Annotated in this window: 13 protein-coding genes and 1 pseudogene; 5 read left to right on the top strand and 9 right to left on the bottom strand. The window is 50.1% G+C overall.

Annotated features, from left to right (window positions below; all coding sequences use genetic code 11):
- Positions 1-329: 329 nt before the first annotated feature.
- A complete protein-coding gene (locus tag ACQ31U_RS04590; protein WP_431053907.1) occupies positions 330-3,260 on the top strand; it encodes a S8 family serine peptidase in 2,931 nt (976 codons plus the stop codon).
- A 53-nt stretch (positions 3,261-3,313) separates the two neighbouring features.
- Here ACQ31U_RS04590 and shiA read toward each other — a convergent pair whose 3' ends face one another.
- Together shiA and ACQ31U_RS04580 are read right to left on the bottom strand one after the other, a co-directional pair.
- Entirely contained in the window at positions 3,314-4,660 is a 1,347-nt protein-coding gene (gene shiA, locus ACQ31U_RS04585) for a shikimate transporter (protein WP_431053906.1), read from the bottom strand.
- Between the two features lie 343 nt (positions 4,661-5,003).
- Entirely contained in the window at positions 5,004-5,621 is a 618-nt protein-coding gene (locus tag ACQ31U_RS04580) for a MarC family protein (protein ID WP_431053905.1), read from the bottom strand.
- An 80-nt stretch (positions 5,622-5,701) separates the two neighbouring features.
- Between ACQ31U_RS04580 and ACQ31U_RS04575 the strand changes: the two genes are divergently transcribed.
- A complete protein-coding gene (locus ACQ31U_RS04575; RefSeq protein WP_431053904.1) occupies positions 5,702-7,639 on the top strand; it encodes an ABC transporter ATP-binding protein in 1,938 nt (645 codons plus the stop codon).
- Between the two features lie 6 nt (positions 7,640-7,645).
- On the opposite strand, the gene ACQ31U_RS04570 is transcribed toward ACQ31U_RS04575, so the two are convergent.
- The 3 genes from ACQ31U_RS04570 to recA all read right to left on the bottom strand — a co-directional run bounded on the left by ACQ31U_RS04570 (position 7,646) and on the right by recA (position 9,912).
- Positions 7,646-8,143 carry a GNAT family N-acetyltransferase gene (locus ACQ31U_RS04570; RefSeq protein ID WP_431053903.1) on the bottom strand — a complete coding sequence of 166 codons (498 nt, stop codon included), beginning with the start codon at positions 8,141-8,143 and terminating at the stop codon, positions 7,646-7,648.
- 204 nt (positions 8,144-8,347) lie between these two features.
- Positions 8,348-8,803 carry a recombination regulator RecX gene (recX, locus tag ACQ31U_RS04565; RefSeq protein WP_431053902.1) on the bottom strand — a complete coding sequence of 152 codons (456 nt, stop codon included), beginning with the start codon at positions 8,801-8,803 and terminating at the stop codon, positions 8,348-8,350.
- 56 nt (positions 8,804-8,859) lie between these two features.
- Entirely contained in the window at positions 8,860-9,912 is a 1,053-nt protein-coding gene (gene recA / locus ACQ31U_RS04560) for a recombinase RecA (protein WP_431053901.1), read from the bottom strand.
- Between the two features lie 217 nt (positions 9,913-10,129).
- On the opposite strand from recA, the gene mutS reads away from it, so the two are divergent.
- Positions 10,130-12,718, top strand: coding sequence for a DNA mismatch repair protein MutS (gene mutS, locus ACQ31U_RS04555; RefSeq protein ID WP_431053900.1), 2,589 nt, complete (start codon positions 10,130-10,132; stop codon positions 12,716-12,718).
- Positions 12,719-12,828: 110 nt separating this feature from the next.
- Here the strand turns inward: mutS and ACQ31U_RS04550 are convergent.
- The 4 genes and pseudogenes from ACQ31U_RS04550 to rdgC all read right to left on the bottom strand — a co-directional run bounded on the left by ACQ31U_RS04550 (position 12,829) and on the right by rdgC (position 15,265).
- A pseudogene (locus tag ACQ31U_RS04550) lies at positions 12,829-13,409 on the bottom strand (zeta toxin family protein).
- A complete protein-coding gene (locus tag ACQ31U_RS04545) occupies positions 13,393-13,566 on the bottom strand; it encodes a hypothetical protein (protein ID WP_431053899.1) in 174 nt (57 codons plus the stop codon). Before ACQ31U_RS04545 ends, ACQ31U_RS04550 begins: the two are co-directional and overlap by 17 nt.
- Positions 13,567-13,797: 231 nt before the next feature.
- Entirely contained in the window at positions 13,798-14,028 is a 231-nt protein-coding gene (locus ACQ31U_RS04540) for a hypothetical protein (protein WP_431053898.1), read from the bottom strand.
- A gap of 316 nt (positions 14,029-14,344) precedes the next feature.
- Complete coding sequence (rdgC, locus tag ACQ31U_RS04535) at positions 14,345-15,265, bottom strand: recombination-associated protein RdgC (RefSeq protein WP_431053897.1); 921 nt, start codon at positions 15,263-15,265, stop codon at positions 14,345-14,347.
- A gap of 64 nt (positions 15,266-15,329) precedes the next feature.
- Here rdgC and proC point away from each other — a divergent pair, with 64 nt between their 5' ends.
- Together proC and ACQ31U_RS04525 are read left to right on the top strand one after the other, a co-directional pair.
- A complete protein-coding gene (gene proC, locus ACQ31U_RS04530; protein WP_431053896.1) occupies positions 15,330-16,145 on the top strand; it encodes a pyrroline-5-carboxylate reductase in 816 nt (271 codons plus the stop codon).
- Entirely contained in the window at positions 16,145-17,320 is a 1,176-nt protein-coding gene (locus ACQ31U_RS04525; protein ID WP_431053895.1) for a 3-phenylpropionate MFS transporter, read from the top strand. Before proC ends, ACQ31U_RS04525 begins: the two co-directional genes overlap by 1 nt.
- Positions 17,321-17,360: the final 40 nt, after the last annotated feature.

Below are 17,360 nucleotides of genomic sequence, written 5' to 3'. Positions count from 1 at the left end.
TCTCCGCAAACGAATCACCTATCCTTTCTAAGCAGCCTGCATATGCAGGCTGTTTTTTATCTGTGATAAAGATAAAAATCCCCGCCACAAACTTACCTTTAACAAAAATAGTCGATAAAACCATACGTATCGCATTAAAAAACAAGCGGTTATTTGAGTTAGGGTAAATCATTGCGATGATAGCGCGCAACGGCAGGTACTACCTTGTCGTTACTTTTTTTATTACATAAAGTGGCGCCCATTTTGAAGTTGGGAATGGTTATTATATCGTTTTCAAATAGTCAAAAATAACCAATTCAGTCACATTGATAATAAAAATAAGGATTGTTATGTTGAAATTTCCTGTAGTTGGATTTCCATTTAAAAAATCATCGCTCAGCCTGATAGTAAGCGGTATCATGCTCGCCAACTTGCTACAAGCGGCGGAACTGAGCGCTGAGCAGCAAAAACTGGCGCAATATTTGCAACAACCGAAAGAAGGAATTGGATTAACCGATCAGATCGCGGCGCAATATAACGGCAGCGGCGTAGTGGTCGGCGTGGTCGATTCGGGCTTTTTTAACGGACACCCGTTGTTAAAAGACAAGCGCAATCTGATTCCGTTAGTATTCAGCCAGACCTTAAACGGCAAATCCTATAGGTTTGACCCGACTAAACTGGTACAGGAAACCGATCAAGAGAGCGGCAAACCGATTTACAGCAGCCACGGCGGACAGGTCAGCGGCATTATTGCGGCGAATGGGCTGCAATCAACACAGGATCCGCGCTTGAGCTATTTTGGCGGAATTGCCAAAGGGGTGACGCTGTATCAAGCTTCATATGAACCGACCAGCGGTTCTCCGGCGGGCAGCGGCAATGAAGCCGAAGATAAAAAGCTGCTACTTGGTAAAGATCCGCTGCCGCGCACGATGTTTGCCGTTGCGATTGAACAGATGTCGGCTAAGGCGCCCGGGCTACATATTATGAATCACAGCTGGAACGAAGATCCGGTTGCCGAGCAGGCGGCGGCAATGGATAAGGAATATCGCGGCAAACTAAATTTATCCAATGTATTGATAAGCAGTTTACATCAGGCAACGGAGAAAGGCGTATTGCAGGTGTTTGCCGCCGGTAACGAGTCGAAACGCCAGCCGGGTATTTTGGCGGCACTGCCGCGTTATTTCCCCGAAATGGAAAAACATTATCTGTCGGTGATTGCGGTCGGGGCGGATCACAAACTGGAAAGCTACTCCAACCATTGCGGCGTGAGTAAAAACTGGTGTATCGCCGCGCCGGGTACGATGGCGCTGCTGTCGATTGCCGGTGATCCTACCGCCGGCACAGTGGATTATTCGTTCACAGCCGAACAGGGCACCTCCTATGCCGCGCCGACCATCAGTGCGGTGGCCGCCTTGCTGAAACAGCGCTTTGAGTATATGGACATGACGCAGGTGCGCGATGTGATGTTGACCACCGCCACCGATTTGGGCAGCAAAGGGGTTGATGACACGTTCGGTTGGGGCATGGTCAATGTCGGCAAAGCGTTGCAAGGCCCGGCACAGCTATTGGGCGATGAAACTTACACCTTAAACCGTGACGATCGTTGGTCGAACAGCTTGAGTGGCGGCGGGCGCTTGCGCAAACGCGGCACAGGCAGTTTGACTTTGGCGGGTGACGGCAACCGTTTGCAAGGTTTGACCGTCGCCGGCGGCGCTTTGGTATTGCAAGGCGACACTCGGTTACAGCAAAGTGCGGTGGTGGAGCAAGGTCGCCTACAAGTGAATCAGCGCTTACAAAGCCCATCGCTTCAGGTCAATCCACAAGGCAGCTTGGGCGGGAGCGGCGTCATTGCCGCCGCCAGTGAGATTAGCGGTACCTTATTTGCCGAAGGAATGCGTTTTGTCAATCGTCTGAGTTTGCAAGATTCGGCACAGTTTAATTTACTGACCGCACAAGGCATTAGCGCCGACGGACAGGCGGCGCAAGTGCGGTTGGCAGGGCGGTTGACGGCAGACGGATTGGATCTGCGCCAAGCCAAAGCCGGACAGACGCGGGCAACGCTGTTGCAATTGCAAAACGGTGCCGCTTATAGCGGCGGCTTTGCCGCATTGCAGCAACCGCAGGCGCTGTTAAGCCAAGGTTTGCGTTATGATTTGCAATTTAATTCGGACTCCGTGCTGTTGAATGTCAATCCAAGCCGTTTATCCGCGCAAAGTGCCAACCGTAATGAAGCCAACGCGATTGACGCCTTAAATCAATTGCGCGACAGTCGCTTGGCTTTCAGCCGCAGCCACTATAACCGCTGGCTGACCAGGGTGTTGCAAAGCGGCGATTGGCAGCGATTGCCGCAAACCTTGGGCAACGGTATTTATGCTAACAGCGTCAGCTATTTGTTGGATCAAGCGGCGTTAAACCGCACTTTGCTCCAGCGCCGCTTGAACGACCATCAGATGTTGCATGGCGACGGGTTACAGGTGTGGAGCGAGTTGGGACGGGATAATAGCCATTACCGCGCAAATGCACGGGGCGCACGGGTCGATTATCGTGCGACACAACAGACAGTGGGCGTGAGTAAACGGCTCTCGCCGCAAACGTTGTGGCTTGCCAGCGTATCGAACAACCGTTTTACGGCGAGCCAAGCGTACGCAAGCGCAAATATCCGCGAAGCCCGCTTATCGACCGCCGCGCGTCACTTTTTGCTGTCGGAACGGCAAGGCTGGTTTGTCGAAGGGGATCTGGCATTCGCCAACATCAACTATAAACAGCAACGTCAGTTTAACGGCGTGGCGGACGGCAGCCATGGCAAAACCCGGGGTTGGAACGGTAGTGTCGGCTTCAGTGCCGGTTATTTGTGGCAACGGCAGGCGTGGACGTTACAGCCGTCGTTCGGGCTGCAAGTGAATCACTTGCAGTTGAAAGAATTTAGCGAGCAAGGCAGTGAGTTGGCGCTGAATACCGGCAGAATTCGCCAAACCGAAACGAATCTGTTACTGGATCTGCAGTTAAACCGCACTTTCCAATATGGTGATTGGCAATTGATTCCAAGCATTTCATTGGCATATAGCCAACATCTTGCTTCGCGCCCGTTCAGCGTAACCAGCCATTTAGATCGCGTCGCGATCACGCAGACAGCAACGGCACAACAACGGGGTCATTTACGCACACAATTCGCGTTTGCCGTCAATTACCATGCTTGGCAAGCCGGATTGGGTTGGCAGTATAACGGTTATCAGCAGGAACGTGGTAGCAAAGCCTATCTGAATATCGGCTATCGCTTTTAATCAAACTTATGCCGCCCCATTGGAGGCGGCTTTTTTATTTAGCTAAAGTGCGGTTAACTGCGCTGCATTCTTGCCGCCACCAGTGCGGTCAACAGGCAGCCGACCATCAGATAGATCGCCACCGGATACCAAGAGCCGTCGTACCAGGTGACTAACGCCGCGGCGATAAACGGGGTGAAACCGCCGCCGACGATGCTGGCAACCTGATAGCCGACGCCGGCGCCGCTGTAGCGATAGGCAGTGCCGAAAAATTCGGTGAACAGCGGTTGGTGCACGCTCACCACCATATCATGCGCAATGTTTGCCAACAGAATCGCACACAGATAAATCCAGAACACATTGCCCTGCTCCATTGCGAAAAAGAACGGTACGGCGCTGAGCGCACCGATAATACCGCCGCCGACGCACATCATACGATAACCCATTTTATTGCGCGCATAGCGGTCGGCAATGCGCGCAAACAGCGGAATGGTGAAACAGCTGATGGCGCCGACCATCAAACCGATATTCAAGAACACGCTGCTCGACATGCCCAAATGCTGGGTTGAATAATTGAGCGCGAAATTGGTCACCAGATACATGGTCAGCAGCTCGGCGAAACGCAGGGCGATAATGTATAAAAACGCTTTCGGGTGGCGCGAGATCGCCTCGATAATCGGCATTCGTTGCGCCTGTTGTTTGGCGTTGATCACGGTTTGCTCAAATTCGGTCGATTCTTCCTGATGGCGGCGAATCCACAGTGCGACCAACAGCAGCGCCACACTGGCGATAAACGGAATCCGCCACGCCCAGTCATGAAACGCCTCGTTGCCGAAGAAATAGATAATCAGTGACACGCTGCCGGTTGCCAACATTAAGCCGACGCCGTAACCGATTTGCACGCCGCTACTGTAAAACGCTTTTTTGCCCGGCGGCGCACTTTCCACCGCCATTAATGCCGCGCCGCCCCATTCGCCGCCGACGGCAAAACCTTGAATCGCACGCAAGACGACCAACAGCACCGGCGCCGCCCAACCGATACTGGCGAAGTTCGGCAGCAAGCCGATTAACACCGTCGAACCGCCCATTAACACTACGGTCAACACCAACATTTTTTTACGCCCGATCCGATCACCGAAATGCCCGAACACAATACCGCCGAGCGGACGGAACAGAAAGCCTATGCCGAAGGTGGCGAATGCCGCCAAAGTGCCCATACTCGGGCTGATATTCGGGAAAAATTGGTGATTGAACACCAAGGCGGCAACAATGCCGTACAACAGGAAATCATACCAATCGACCACCGCGCCCATAAAACTACTGAGGGCGGCGCGATGGGCGCGTTTGTGGCTGTACAGTGGCGGGTTGATGACCGCACTTTGATTGGCTTTTGCGCCAGCTTCTTTTATTAGTTGAGACACGGAAAACCTCGATTAAAGCGGAGTATAAACAAGCAAACTTTAATTGTGTAATTATTTTTATACAAAAATTAAAGTGTCGGATTCGAGATTACCGAAAGAGCGGGACAAGGTCAAATGAAGTTTTAACGATTTAGATTTGGGCGGCTAACCGTCAAGTTTTTATCTATCAAATAAGTATCGACGTAACCCAAAGTGCGGTTGCCACGCCCTTGCCGCGCGCGGCTCCATTAACTGCAATTGCAAACATCTCCCCCCGCTTCTTGCGTTGTGATTACGGTTTTAAAACGATCCCAACATTGCTCGAAGTTGTTGCGTGTCATTTCGCGGATCTACGTACGGTTCCTTATTTGACGTACATAAAGAAATCGCGCACCCCGACCAAAATATTATTGATAGCGACGGCGGCTAGAATTAAGCCCATTACCCGGCTGATAATCGCTGCGCCGGTGGTGCCGATAATCCGCTGGATACGGTTGGCGGCAATAAACAACAGATAGGTGATCAGCAAAATCAACAGCATGATCAGGGTGGTCAACATTTGTTCGCCAAAGTTAAAGCGGTGATTATCGGTCAACAACACAATCGCCATCATCGCGCCGGGTGAAGCAATGGACGGCACGGCGAGCGGATATACCGCAATTTCGTTCAGATTGGACGGTAGGCGCATTTCTTCGCTCGGTTTGCCTTCACCGAAAATCATGGTTAAGGCGAACAGCAATAACACCAAGCCGCCGGCGGTTTGGAAGGCGGTAAGCGGGATTTGCATGGCTTCTAATAACAACTGCCCGACGGCTAAGAAAAAGACCAAAATCCCGGCGGAAATCAGGGTGGCATTACGCGCAATGCGGTGGCGGGCTTCCAACGGCAGTCCAATCGTTTTGGCAAGGTAAACCGGCACCGAACCGATCGGGTCGATCACCGCCCACAGCACCACAAACTGTACAATAAGAGAATCAAACATTATTCATCCTGAATTTGTCTTGAATGATGGAGAGTTATGTTATCATTGTGCAATAATCTATTAACAAAATAAAATAAAAAATGATCTTTTTTAGTGACCTGACTTTAAAACGCGGCGTAACGACATTATTGGAACACGCCAACGCCAGTATTAATCCCGGACAGAAGGTCGGCTTAGTCGGCAAAAACGGCTGTGGCAAGTCGTCATTGTTGGCATTGTTGAAAGGCGAAATGCAAAGCGAAGGCGGCGAGATCAAATTTCCCGCCAACTGGGCATTGGCATGGGTCAATCAAGAAACGCCGGCGCTGGCGATCAGCGCGTTGGATTATGTGATTCGGGGCGACCGCGAATACACTCAATTAACCCATGAATTAGAGCAGGCGAACGCGAATAATGACGGCAACCAAATCGCGCTGTTGCACGCCAAATTGGATACGATTGACGCTTGGACGATTCAAGCGCGCGCGGCAACCTTGCTGCACGGCTTGGGCTTTGAAAACGAACAACTGCAAAGTGCGGTCAAATCTTTTTCCGGCGGTTGGCGCATGCGGCTAAACTTGGCGCAAGCCTTGATTTGCCGCTCCGATTTATTGCTGTTGGACGAACCGACCAACCACTTGGATCTCGACGCGGTAATTTGGTTGGAACGTTGGTTAAGCCGTTATCCCGGCACTTTGATCCTGATTTCGCACGACCGTGATTTTCTCGATCCGGTGGTGAGTAAAATTCTGCATATCGAACGACAACAACTGAACGAATACAGCGGCGATTACTCTTCATTTGAAGTGCAGCGCGCCACCAAACTGGCACAGCAAAATGCTTTGTATCGCCAACAGCAGCAAAAAGTCGAACACCTGCAAAGCTATATCGACCGTTTCCGTGCCAAAGCCAGTAAAGCCAAACAAGCACAAAGCCGAATCCGTGCCTTGGAACGGATGGAACTGATTGCGCCGGCGTATGTGGATAATCCGTTTAAATTTGAGTTCCGCCCGCCGGTATCCTTGCCCAATCCAATTTTGACGATGGAAAAAGTGAGTGCCGGTTATGGCGATCATACCGTGCTGCAATCGGTCAAACTCAATCTCGTGCCCGGCTCGCGTATCGGTTTATTGGGGCGCAACGGCGCAGGCAAATCGACCTTAATCAAATTGCTGGCAGGAGAACTCGCGCCACAGAACGGCATAGTGCAGTTGGCAAAGGGCGTGCAACTCGGTTATTTTGCGCAGCACCAACTGGACACCCTGCGCGCCGACGAAACCGCACTTTGGCATTTGGCACGGCTTGCACCGCAGCAAACCGAACAGCAGTTACGCGATTATCTCGGTGGTTTCGCCTTTCACGGCGATAAAGTCAAACAGCCGGTGGACAGTTTTTCCGGCGGTGAAAAGGCACGGTTGGTATTGGCGTTAATCGTGTGGCAACGCCCGAATTTATTGTTGCTCGACGAACCGACCAACCACTTGGATTTGGATATGCGCCAAGCTTTGACCGAGGCGCTAGTGGATTATCAAGGCTCATTGGTGGTGGTATCGCATGATCGTCATTTGCTGCGCAATACGGTGAATGATTTCTATCTGGTGCACGATCACAAGGTGGAAGATTTCAACGGCGATCTGGACGATTACCAAAAATGGTTGAATGACAATGTGAATCAAAGTAATACCCATCAAGACAGTGGTCAAACAGCGGATAAAACCGGTGAAAGTGCGGTTGATAAAAGCGAAAGTCCGCTGAACCGTAAAGAACAAAAACGCTTGGAGGCCGAATTGCGCCAGCAAACGGCACCGTTGCGCAAAAAAATCCAACAACTGGAAAGCCAGCTGGATAAGTGCGGGGCGCAATTGCGTGAGATTGAAAACCAACTGGCAGACGGTGCGATCTATACCGAAGAAAACAAAGTGCGCTTAACCGCATTACTGGCTGATCAGGTCAAACTGAAAAAACAGCTGGAACAGATTGAATTTGACTGGTTGGAAGCGCAACAACAACTGGAGGAGCGGTTAGCCCGGTTTGGTTAGCGTTGCTTAGGCCGGATTGCCACCGATACGGCGCGTGAGTACCGAACGTGCGCCGCGCACATTAATAATCACTTTGCCGGCAGCCTGAAAGCCGCAGCGTAGATAGAGTTGATACGCCCGTTGGTTTAGCGGATTGACCGCTAACACGATTTCATTGTATTTCGGCGATAAATTGTAGATAAAGGAATCGATCAGATTGGGCGTGAGGGCGGTAGTGGCGATTCCCATCCCCTGATATTGCGGATTAATCGAGAAAGAGCGCAGCAAGATCGCCTGCGGATTATTGGTATATTCCAGCTTTTCCGGGCCGCGATCAAGCACGAAAAAACCGACTGCGGTTTTATCTTGTAAAATCGAAACACCGGTCATGCCGTTGCTTAACAGCAAGGTGTGCCCTTCAAACCATTGCCACGGTTGGCGTACATATTTGGCTTGTTCCGAATCCAATTGGTAACTCAGCAAATCGTCAAAGTGCCAAAAGGTATATTTCTCAATACTGATCATTGTTAATCCATTAACCTATAAAGAATATCTTATTACGGCACAAGTACCTACCGCTTATGGTTACCCTATGCTTCGTTGGCAACTCTCTCCATTCTAAATCTAAGCGTCGGTCAGCGCAATGACGGACTAAAAACAACGGCTTTTGGTGATATTAATGTTGAGTTTAGGCTTAGGCTTGCCGACAGGAGAACGCATGGCGATCAGTTAGTCGTCATCCGAATCAAGCTTGAATAAATGGCGGAAGTGATCGGGCTGAAAACCATGATTCGACATAAAGCGCCACGCTTTTTGCTTTTGTTTCATGTCCCATTGAGCGGTTTGGATATTTGAAAATTTCTTTTGAAAAACGCTTTCCGCCAGTTCGAACCAATCAAGCGCAGTTTGGGCAAATTGCGCGGAGATCAGATCGCTTGCGATACCTTTTTGCTGCAATTCCTGCTTAATTCGTGCCGGACCGTATCCTTTGCGGCTGCGCGACAGCAGAAAATGCTCGCAAAAGCGTTGATCACTTTGCCAACCTTTTTGCCGGCAATGTTGCAGCACTGTTTCAATATCTTCCGCAGCAAAGGCTTTTGCCGTCATTTTTTGCCGAATCTCTTCACAGCTGTAATCACGCCGCGCCAGCAGATTCATAATATAGGCAAGAGCGATTTTGTTCATAATTCGTTTGTATAATGCTTAATTTTCCTCCCTGCGCATGCGCAGGGAGCCGGCTATTACTCGTCGTTCGCTTCAAAACCTTCATCGTCGCCGTCGATATCGGCAACTAAACCTTGTTCGGGATTTGCCAATAATTCGGTACGCAATTTGTCTTCCAATTCCTGAGCGGCGGCTTGGTTTTCTGCCATCCACTTCATCGCATTGGCACGACCTTGTCCGATTTTACTGCCGTTATAGGCATACCATGCACCGGCTTTTTCCACCAGTTTGTGTTTCACGCCCAGTTCGATTAATTCGCCCAGCTTGGAAATGCCTTCGCCGTACATAATTTGGAATTCGGCTTGGCGGAATGGCGCCGCGACTTTATTTTTCACCACTTTCACCCGGGTTTCGCTCCCGATGACTTCTTCGCCGTTTTTGACCGCCCCGGTGCGGCGGATATCCAAACGTACAGAAGCATAGAATTTGAGCGCATTACCGCCGGTGGTGGTTTCCGGGTTGCCGAACATCACGCCGATTTTCATGCGGATTTGGTTGATAAACACCACTAAGCAATTCGCGGTTTTGATATGCCCGGTCAGCTTGCGCAGTGCCTGTGACATCAAACGCGCCTGCAAGCCCATATGCGAATCGCCCATATCGCCTTCGATCTCCGCTTTCGGGGTCAAGGCGGCGACGGAATCGACAATAATCACTTCCACCGCACCGGAACGCACCAAGGCGTCACAAATTTCCAACGCCTGTTCGCCGTTGTCGGGCTGGGATACCAACAACTCTTTCACATCAACGCCTAATTTGCTGGCATAAATCGGATCCAATGCGTGTTCGGCGTCAATAAAGGCACAGGTTTTGCCGGCTTTTTGCGCTTGCGCAATCACCGATAAGGTTAGCGTGGTTTTGCCGGAAGATTCCGGTCCGAAAATTTCCACAATCCGCCCCATCGGCAAACCACCGATTCCCAAGGCGACGTCCAAACCGAGTGAGCCGGTTGAAATCGACTCAATATCCAGGGTTTGTGTGTCGCCCAAGCGCATAATCGACCCTTTACCAAATTGCTTTTCAATTTGCCCCAATGCGGCAGCCAGTGCTTTTTGTTTGTTATCGTCCATACTAAACCTCTAGTTACGCAATCTTGCTTGATCAGAATTACCGCTTATTATACTGTACGGTTATACAGTATCAAGTGAAATTTTGATCTTTTTTTGCAGGATGTGAAAGCCATTCCAAAACCGCACTTTCAGCATTGATTTCTTTTTTATGCCATTTTATCAATCTGCGAAAAATCACGTATAATGTCGCCAATTAACCCTAAATGCTAAAAGAGTTATGCAAGAATTACATGCCCACACCCCGATGATGCAACAATATTTGCGCCTGAAAGCGGAAAATCCCGATATTTTGCTGTTTTACCGTATGGGGGATTTTTACGAATTATTTTATGACGATGCCAAGAAAGCGGCGCAGTTGTTGGATATTTCGTTGACCAAACGCGGCAATTCCGCCGGGCAGCCGATTCCGATGGCGGGAGTGCCGTATCATGCGGTCGAGGGCTATTTGGCAAAGTTGGTGCGCCTGGGCGAGTCGGTGGCGATTTGCGAGCAGATTGGCGATCCGGCAGCGAGCAAAGGTCCGGTCGAGCGGCAGGTGGTTCGGATTGTCACGCCCGGCACGGTCAGCGACGAAGCCTTGCTCCCGGAGCGGCAAGATAACCTGATCGCGGCGGTGTATCAACACAACGTGCGGTTTGCGCTGGCAACCTTGGACATGAGTTCGGGGCGGTTTCAAATCAGCGAACATGATAATTCGGCGGCGCTGCAAGCGGAGCTGCAACGCTTGTCGATTGCCGAGTTGTTATATGATGAAGAGTTCAGCGACATGGGGCTGTTGCAAGGCTGTCGCGGTTTGCGCCGCCGCCCGATTTGGGAATTTGAACTGAATACCGCACTTCAGTTACTCAACCGTCAGTTCGGCACCAAAGATTTGAAAGCCTTCGGTGTGGAAAAGGCGAGTTTGGGGCTGTGTGCCGCCGGCTGTTTGCTGCATTATGCCAAAGAGACCCAGCGCACCGCCCTGCCGCATATCAATTCGATCAGTCTGGTGCAAAACAGCGAATTTATCGTGCTGGACGCTGCGACGCGGCGCAATTTGGAGCTGACGCAGAATCTTGCCGGCGGCACGGAATACACCTTGGCGTGGGTGTTGGATCACTGTGTCACGCCGATGGGCAGCCGTTTGTTGAAACGCTGGATTCATCAGCCGATTTGCGACACTGCCCAGTTACAAAAGCGGCAACAGGCGATTGCCGATATTTTGCAGTATGACTTAATCGCCGATTTACAACCGTTATTGCGCCAAGTGGGCGACATGGAGCGGATTTTGGCGCGGGTGGCGTTGCGTTCGGCGCGTCCGCGTGATCTCACCCGTTTGCGTAGCGCACTGGAGCAAATTCCGCCGATTAAAAATCAACTGATTCCGCACAATTCGCCGCAGCTAACTGCGCTTTGCGGCTTAATCGACGATTTTTCCGAATTATGTGAACTGTTACAACAGGCGTTGGTGGAAACGCCGCCGTTGCTGATTCGCGACGGTGGGGTGATTGCACCGGGCTATCATGCGGAGTTGGACGAATGGCGCGAGTTGTCTGCCGGCGCAACCCGCTTTTTGGACGAGTTGGAAGCGCGCGAGCGCGAAGCGACCGGCATTGACACCCTGAAAATCGGCTTTAATGCGGTGCACGGCTACTATATCCAAATCAGCCGCGGGCAGGCGGATCGTGCGCCGATACATTATGTGCGCCGCCAAACCCTGAAAAATGCCGAACGTTATATTATTCCCGAACTGAAAACCTACGAAGACAAAGTGCTGAAAGCCAAAGGTGCGGCGTTGGCGTTGGAAAAGCAGTTGTATGACGAATTGTTCGAACGCCTGCTACCGCACTTGGGCGATCTACAGCTGGCGGCGCTGACCCTTGCGCAGTTGGACGTGTTCAGTAATTTAGCCGAACGGGCGCAAACCCTGAATTACAGTCGTCCGCAGTTTGCCGAGCAAATCGGCATTGCGATTGAAAACGGTCGTCACCCGGTGGTGGAACAGGTGATGAGTGATCCGTTTATTGCCAATCCGCTGCAACTCAATCCGCAACGTCATCTTTTGGTGGTAACCGGTCCGAATATGGGGGGTAAAAGCACCTATATGCGGCAAACAGCGTTGATCGTGCTGATGGCATACATCGGCAGTTTTGTACCGGCACAAAGTGCGGTTATCGGCCCGATTGATCGGATTTTTACCCGCATTGGCGCGTCGGACGACCTCGCTTCGGGACGTTCGACCTTTATGGTGGAGATGACCGAAATGGCGAATATTCTGCACCAAGCCGGTGAGAAAAGTTTGGTGCTGATTGATGAAATCGGGCGCGGCACTTCCACTTATGACGGCTTGGCGTTGGCATGGGCGTGCGCCGAGTGGTTGGCGCAAAAATTGCGTTCGCTGACCCTGTTTGCCACCCATTATTTTGAACTGACCGTGTTGCCACAGCAGTTTGAGGGCGTGTTTAACGTACATCTCGACGCCTTGGAACACAACGACAGTATTGCCTTTATGCATGCGGTACAAGAGGGTGCGGCGAGTAAAAGTTACGGCTTGGCGGTAGCGGCATTGGCAGGCGTGCCGAAAAAGGTGCTGACCCTTGCCAAACAAAAACTGAACCAGTTGGAACGTTTATCGCAACAAACGGGTGATCAAAAACTGCAACAACTGCGCGAATTGAACCAAATGCAGGCAGAATTGCCGTTGATCGAAGAAGATGAAGGCAAAAGTGCGGTCTGGCAGATGTTGCAACAGCTCGATCCCGATGATTTAACCCCGAAACAGGCATTGACGTATTTGTATCAGTTAAAAACCTTGGTGAAAGGTTAAAGTAATTGATTTTAATGGTAAAAGTAGGGGCGGATTATATATCCGCCCGAACCGCACTTTGCATTTTTTATTTATAGATTAAATGCATTGTGAATGCTGACCCTGCATTACTACTGATTTAGTGCGTGTTTTAATTCTTCACACCACTCCGGCAGCAAATCAAGCCACTGGGTTAATTTATTTCCTTTAAGATGAAACACCAAATTCGGTAGCTCTTCCGAATTGTCATAAATAAACACTTCATCACAAAGTGGTAAGATTTTAATTAAATTTTGCAAACTGATGTCATAGCGGTTGCGGATTGTCGTTTCATCAATAAAATGTCCGCCGTTTGCTACTCTTGCTTTTACGCGATCAATGTTGATTGAAACACTATTTACACCCACATAATTTAATCGCACATAAAAACTATTTTCTTTGGCTTTCTTGATTCGTTGCAAAATGGAATTGCCTGATAACGTGGATTCCATTGAAAACGAAATTTGATGTTCAATCGCAAATTTAAATAATTCAATCGCTTTTCTGCCAGCAAGGCTGTCCGCCAAGCGTGGATTTTCAGAGTTAATTTGCATGGCGATATGATCGGAATCGATCACAATTTGTACCGTGTCTTTGTTAAATCCGCGTAATGTGGTTTTGCCCGCCCATTGGTGCCGCAGTAGAAAATAGCTAAATTACTTTGCTTTAGCATATTCAATCACTTCTTCATGTCCGTCAGGATAATGGCGAACAATATTCCCATTCGAACGTTGAAACGTCAGTACTTCACGCTTTTTCTTATCGTCCATCCACGCTTTGAATTGAATGTGCAACTGGCGTTGATGCTCGGCAATTTGTTGATTGGTCATTTGCGTTCTCCAATGGCTCATGTCGTTCAGTGATGGGTAAGGGTGTTATTCATTATATACCTGAAGTCAGCCGATTGTCAGTCTTCTGAACTTATCCAATTTTTTGAATAAGTACCGATTCACGCTAATTATATGGATACCGCACTTCGAACGAGCGGATATATAATCCGCCCCTACGCTACCGAATCAGTCATCTTTTTTAATGGAACTAAGAGGAAATCTCCCCTTATGTTATTTGGAGTAATCTCTGGATAACTTCGGCAGTTTCATACCGATTTTGCCGGCAAGATAAGTACAGGTGCAAAAACCGGTCAAGCCGCTGGTCAGCATATTTAATGCGGTGATTAAGCTGAGCAGCAGCCAAAATGAACTAATAAAAAACGGGCTGGCGTGTAAGCCCAACAGTAACGAAAGCAGGATTGATAACCCGCGAATAAAATTGACTAATTGCCAATATGCCACAACTAACCTCAAAATAGTTTACAAATAACAAAAGATTATTGAGTATAACGCAAAAGTATTGGAAATAAATGTGATGTGTGTCATTATTTTTTAATAAAATAGCTAACAGATTGATTTTTGCGCCGAACCGTGTTTTAAATTCGATTTAATACTTGGTCAAACTCGCTTGCCGTACTACTTGCACTATCTGTGCCCGTTTGCTTGCCTTAAAATGATTATCTGCAATAAGTGCGGTTAAACTCAGCGCAAAGGGCAATCTTTACAATATTTGCCCTTTTTCTTATATTTTTTACAGCATTTGCTTTTTTTGCCCACGTTACATTTTTTCCGCCAAGGTTGACTTTTCGCCGCCGAATGCGTCCGACAGGCGTTCGCTCAGTTGCGCCAAAATGCCGGTCATCAGAATAAAATCCGCGTCAAAACGCTGGGCGTAATCCTCTTTCAAAATGTCATCGTTTTTATCGCGCACATTATCGGCAAATTTCAATCGCTTCAGGCTGCAATCTTGTTGCAACACAAAACTGAGGTGTTGCTCCCATTCCAAGGCAAGTTTGGTGATTTGCTTACCGGCGGCAAAGTGGTTTTGCATTTCGTCGCTGTCTAACGCTTGTTGTTTGCAACGGATCACCGCTTCATCGGTGGTTGACGTCAATTCCGCTTCATCAAGTGCGGTCAGCCAGCCCGGCAGATTGTCATTGGCGATCCAGTCGGTCATCACCGCACTTGGCTCGTTGGCAAACGCCAATGGGATCACCGGCAGTGAACCAAGCGATTTACGCAGTAACGCCAGCGTGTCTTCCGCCCGTTTTGCCGAGGCGGCATTGAGGTAAATCAGGTCATTGACCGAATCGATCCAAAGTGCGGTCTGTTGTTTTTTGCTAAAGGCGCGCGGCAACAATTCGTTAATCACATCGTCTTTTAAGGTTTGTTTTTCCATTTTCGTCAGCTTGCGCTGCTCTTTTTCTTCCAAGGTTTCGATCCGCTCGTCCAACGCCTGTTTCACTACCTGCGCCGGCAGGATTTTTTCCTCTTTTTGCGCAACCAGCAGCGTTTGCCCATTGACGCTGAAATGCAGCAACTCGCTGCCGTTTAACGGTTTTGCCCAGCCGAATTTGCTCTGATCGTGGCTGCCGCACGGATAAAATGCCTGATTCGGCAAGCTGCTGTCGAGGGTTTGGCTGCTCCAGTCCAGCTTTTTGCTGAGACGATAGACCAAGATATTTTTAAACCAATACATCAATCTGTTTTCCTGCTTATGTTAGAATGGCGAAATTGGTGGACATTGTAACAAGGAAAAGCCTATGCAGCACAAATTAATTGCCTTTATCGGCGCGGGCAATATGACTCGGGCGATTATCGCCGGTTTGTTGCACAGCGGTTATCCGGCGGCGAAGATTATCGCCAGTAATCCGAGTGCGGCGAAATTGGCGGCGCTTGCCGAATTGGGCGTGCAAACCACGCAGGATAACCGTGTGGCGGCAGAAAATGCAGAGGTGGTGGTGTTGGCGGTGAAACCACAGTTGATGGCAGCTGCTTGCGCGGATTTTGCCGGGGTGGATTTTGCTCAAAAACTGGTGATTTCAATTGCCGCCGGCATTTCGTTACAACGGTTGTCGGAATTATTGCCAAGTGCGGTCGCCGCGATTCGCGCCATGCCGAACACGCCGTCGTTGTTGGCGGCAGGCATGACAGGGTTGTTTGCCAATCCGCACAGTAGCGCGGCAGACCGCACTTTTGCCGCCGAATTAATGCAGGCGGTCGGCAACATTTGTTGGCTGGAAAACGAAAGCGATATTAACAGCGTGATCGCCGCCTCCGGCAGCAGCCCCGCGTATTTTTTTCTGTTTTTGGAAGCCATGCAGAGCGAACTGGTAAATATGCAGCTCAGCCCTCAAACCGCACGCGCATTGATTCAACAGGCGATGTTGGGCGCAGCGCAAATGGTGATTGAAAATCCGCAGACCGATCTTGCGACTTTGCGTGCGCAGGTGACGTCCAAAGGCGGCACCACCGCGGCGGCGATCGCGGTGTTTGAACAGCGGCAATTGGCGCAAACGGTGGCGCAAGCCATGCAAGCGGCGGTGGCGCGGGCGCAGGAAATGGAGCGGTTATTTTAATGTCGAAACAAACGGGATTATCGCCTTTTGCCTGGTTGGTGTGCGGCTTTGTCGGCTATTTCTTTAGCTTCGGCGTGTTTGTGCCCTACTTACCGGCGTGGTTAAGCGCACACAATTATTCGGTCGAGCTGATCAGCAGCGTATTGGCGGCGGCATATATCGCCCGCTTTTTGGGTTCCGTGCTGTTTTCGCAGTGGAGCAAGCCGGATAATCTGATTCTGTTGCTACGGCTGGTGGCTCTGGGCAGTATCGGCTTAGTGGTGATGTTGGCGTTAAAGCCCGATCAAATCGGGTTGTTGGTGCCGTTGTTATTGCTGTTGAATGCGATTTTCGGCTCAGGTATTCCGCTCACCGATTCGTTGGCAAGCACTTGGCAGCAGCAGGTCAATTTCAACTACGGGCGCGCCCGATTAAGCGGTTCGTTGGCATTTATGTCGGCGAGTTTGAGCGGCGGTTATATTTTGCAGGCATGGGGCGACCGCAATATGATGTGGTGGCTGGCGATCTGTCTTTGTCTGTTTTTAGGCTCGACCTTATTCAAAGCGCGCTTAAAACCGCAAGCGGTGATCGGCGCAAGTGCGGTGGCGGCAAATCGCGGCGGCAGCTATCAAGCCTTATTAAGCCGACGGCATATCCTGTTTTTAGTGATTGCCCTGTCGCTGATTCAGGGCGCCCATGCCAGTTATTATGCCTATAGCGTGATGTATTGGACCGCAAACGGTATCGACATCAGCCTGACCGGTTGGCTGTGGGGCGTGAGCGTGGCGGCGGAAGTGTTGGTGTTTTTCTTTGCCGAAAAACTGTTTAAAAATATTTCGCTCCATTCATTGTTGCTGTTCACCACGCTGGTGTCGATTGTGCGCTGGCTGTTAACCGGCGCGATTACCGATTTTGCGTTGCTGCTGCCGATTCAAGCCTTGCACGGCATTACCTTTGCTCTGTGCCATTTCGCCACGGTGCGCTTTATCTCCGGCCAGCCGAGCGGCGATATTGCCAAGTTGCAGGCGCTGTATGCCGGCGTGGCGTGTTGCCTCAGTGTGGCGCTGTTTATGTGGCTTGCCGGGTTTGCCTATCAACACAATCCGGCATGGGCGTTTTATCTGATGGCGCTCTTGGTTGTGCCGGCATTATTTCTACTGCCGAAAGAACAGCCGATACGGATTCGATCCGTTTAGCCTTGATGAGGCTTGTCCGGTGAAGTTTTAGGCAAAAAGA

The sequence above is a fragment of the Testudinibacter sp. TW-1 genome (assembly GCF_050613185.1).
Taxonomy (GTDB): Bacteria; Pseudomonadota; Gammaproteobacteria; order Enterobacterales; family Pasteurellaceae; genus Chelonobacter.
The sequence above is the reverse complement of the archived record's forward strand: the minus strand, read 5'-3'. Positions and strand labels throughout refer to the sequence as shown.

Coding starts and splice junctions, on each gene's coding strand:
- ACQ31U_RS04545 (WP_431053899.1), bottom strand. CDS start 13,566: ATGACCAATCAACAAATTGCCGAGCATCAACGCCAGTTGCACATTCAA.
- proC (WP_431053896.1), top strand. CDS start 15,330: ATGCAGCACAAATTAATTGCCTTTATCGGCGCGGGCAATATGACTCGG.
- recA (WP_431053901.1), bottom strand. CDS start 9,912: ATGGACGATAACAAACAAAAAGCACTGGCTGCCGCATTGGGGCAAATT.
- ACQ31U_RS04525 (WP_431053895.1), top strand. CDS start 16,145: ATGTCGAAACAAACGGGATTATCGCCTTTTGCCTGGTTGGTGTGCGGC.
- ACQ31U_RS04590 (WP_431053907.1), top strand. CDS start 330: ATGTTGAAATTTCCTGTAGTTGGATTTCCATTTAAAAAATCATCGCTC.
- rdgC (WP_431053897.1), bottom strand. CDS start 15,265: ATGTATTGGTTTAAAAATATCTTGGTCTATCGTCTCAGCAAAAAGCTG.
- recX (WP_431053902.1), bottom strand. CDS start 8,803: ATGAACAAAATCGCTCTTGCCTATATTATGAATCTGCTGGCGCGGCGT.
- mutS (WP_431053900.1), top strand. CDS start 10,130: ATGCAAGAATTACATGCCCACACCCCGATGATGCAACAATATTTGCGC.
- ACQ31U_RS04580 (WP_431053905.1), bottom strand. CDS start 5,621: ATGTTTGATTCTCTTATTGTACAGTTTGTGGTGCTGTGGGCGGTGATC.
- ACQ31U_RS04575 (WP_431053904.1), top strand. CDS start 5,702: ATGATCTTTTTTAGTGACCTGACTTTAAAACGCGGCGTAACGACATTA.
- ACQ31U_RS04570 (WP_431053903.1), bottom strand. CDS start 8,143: ATGATCAGTATTGAGAAATATACCTTTTGGCACTTTGACGATTTGCTG.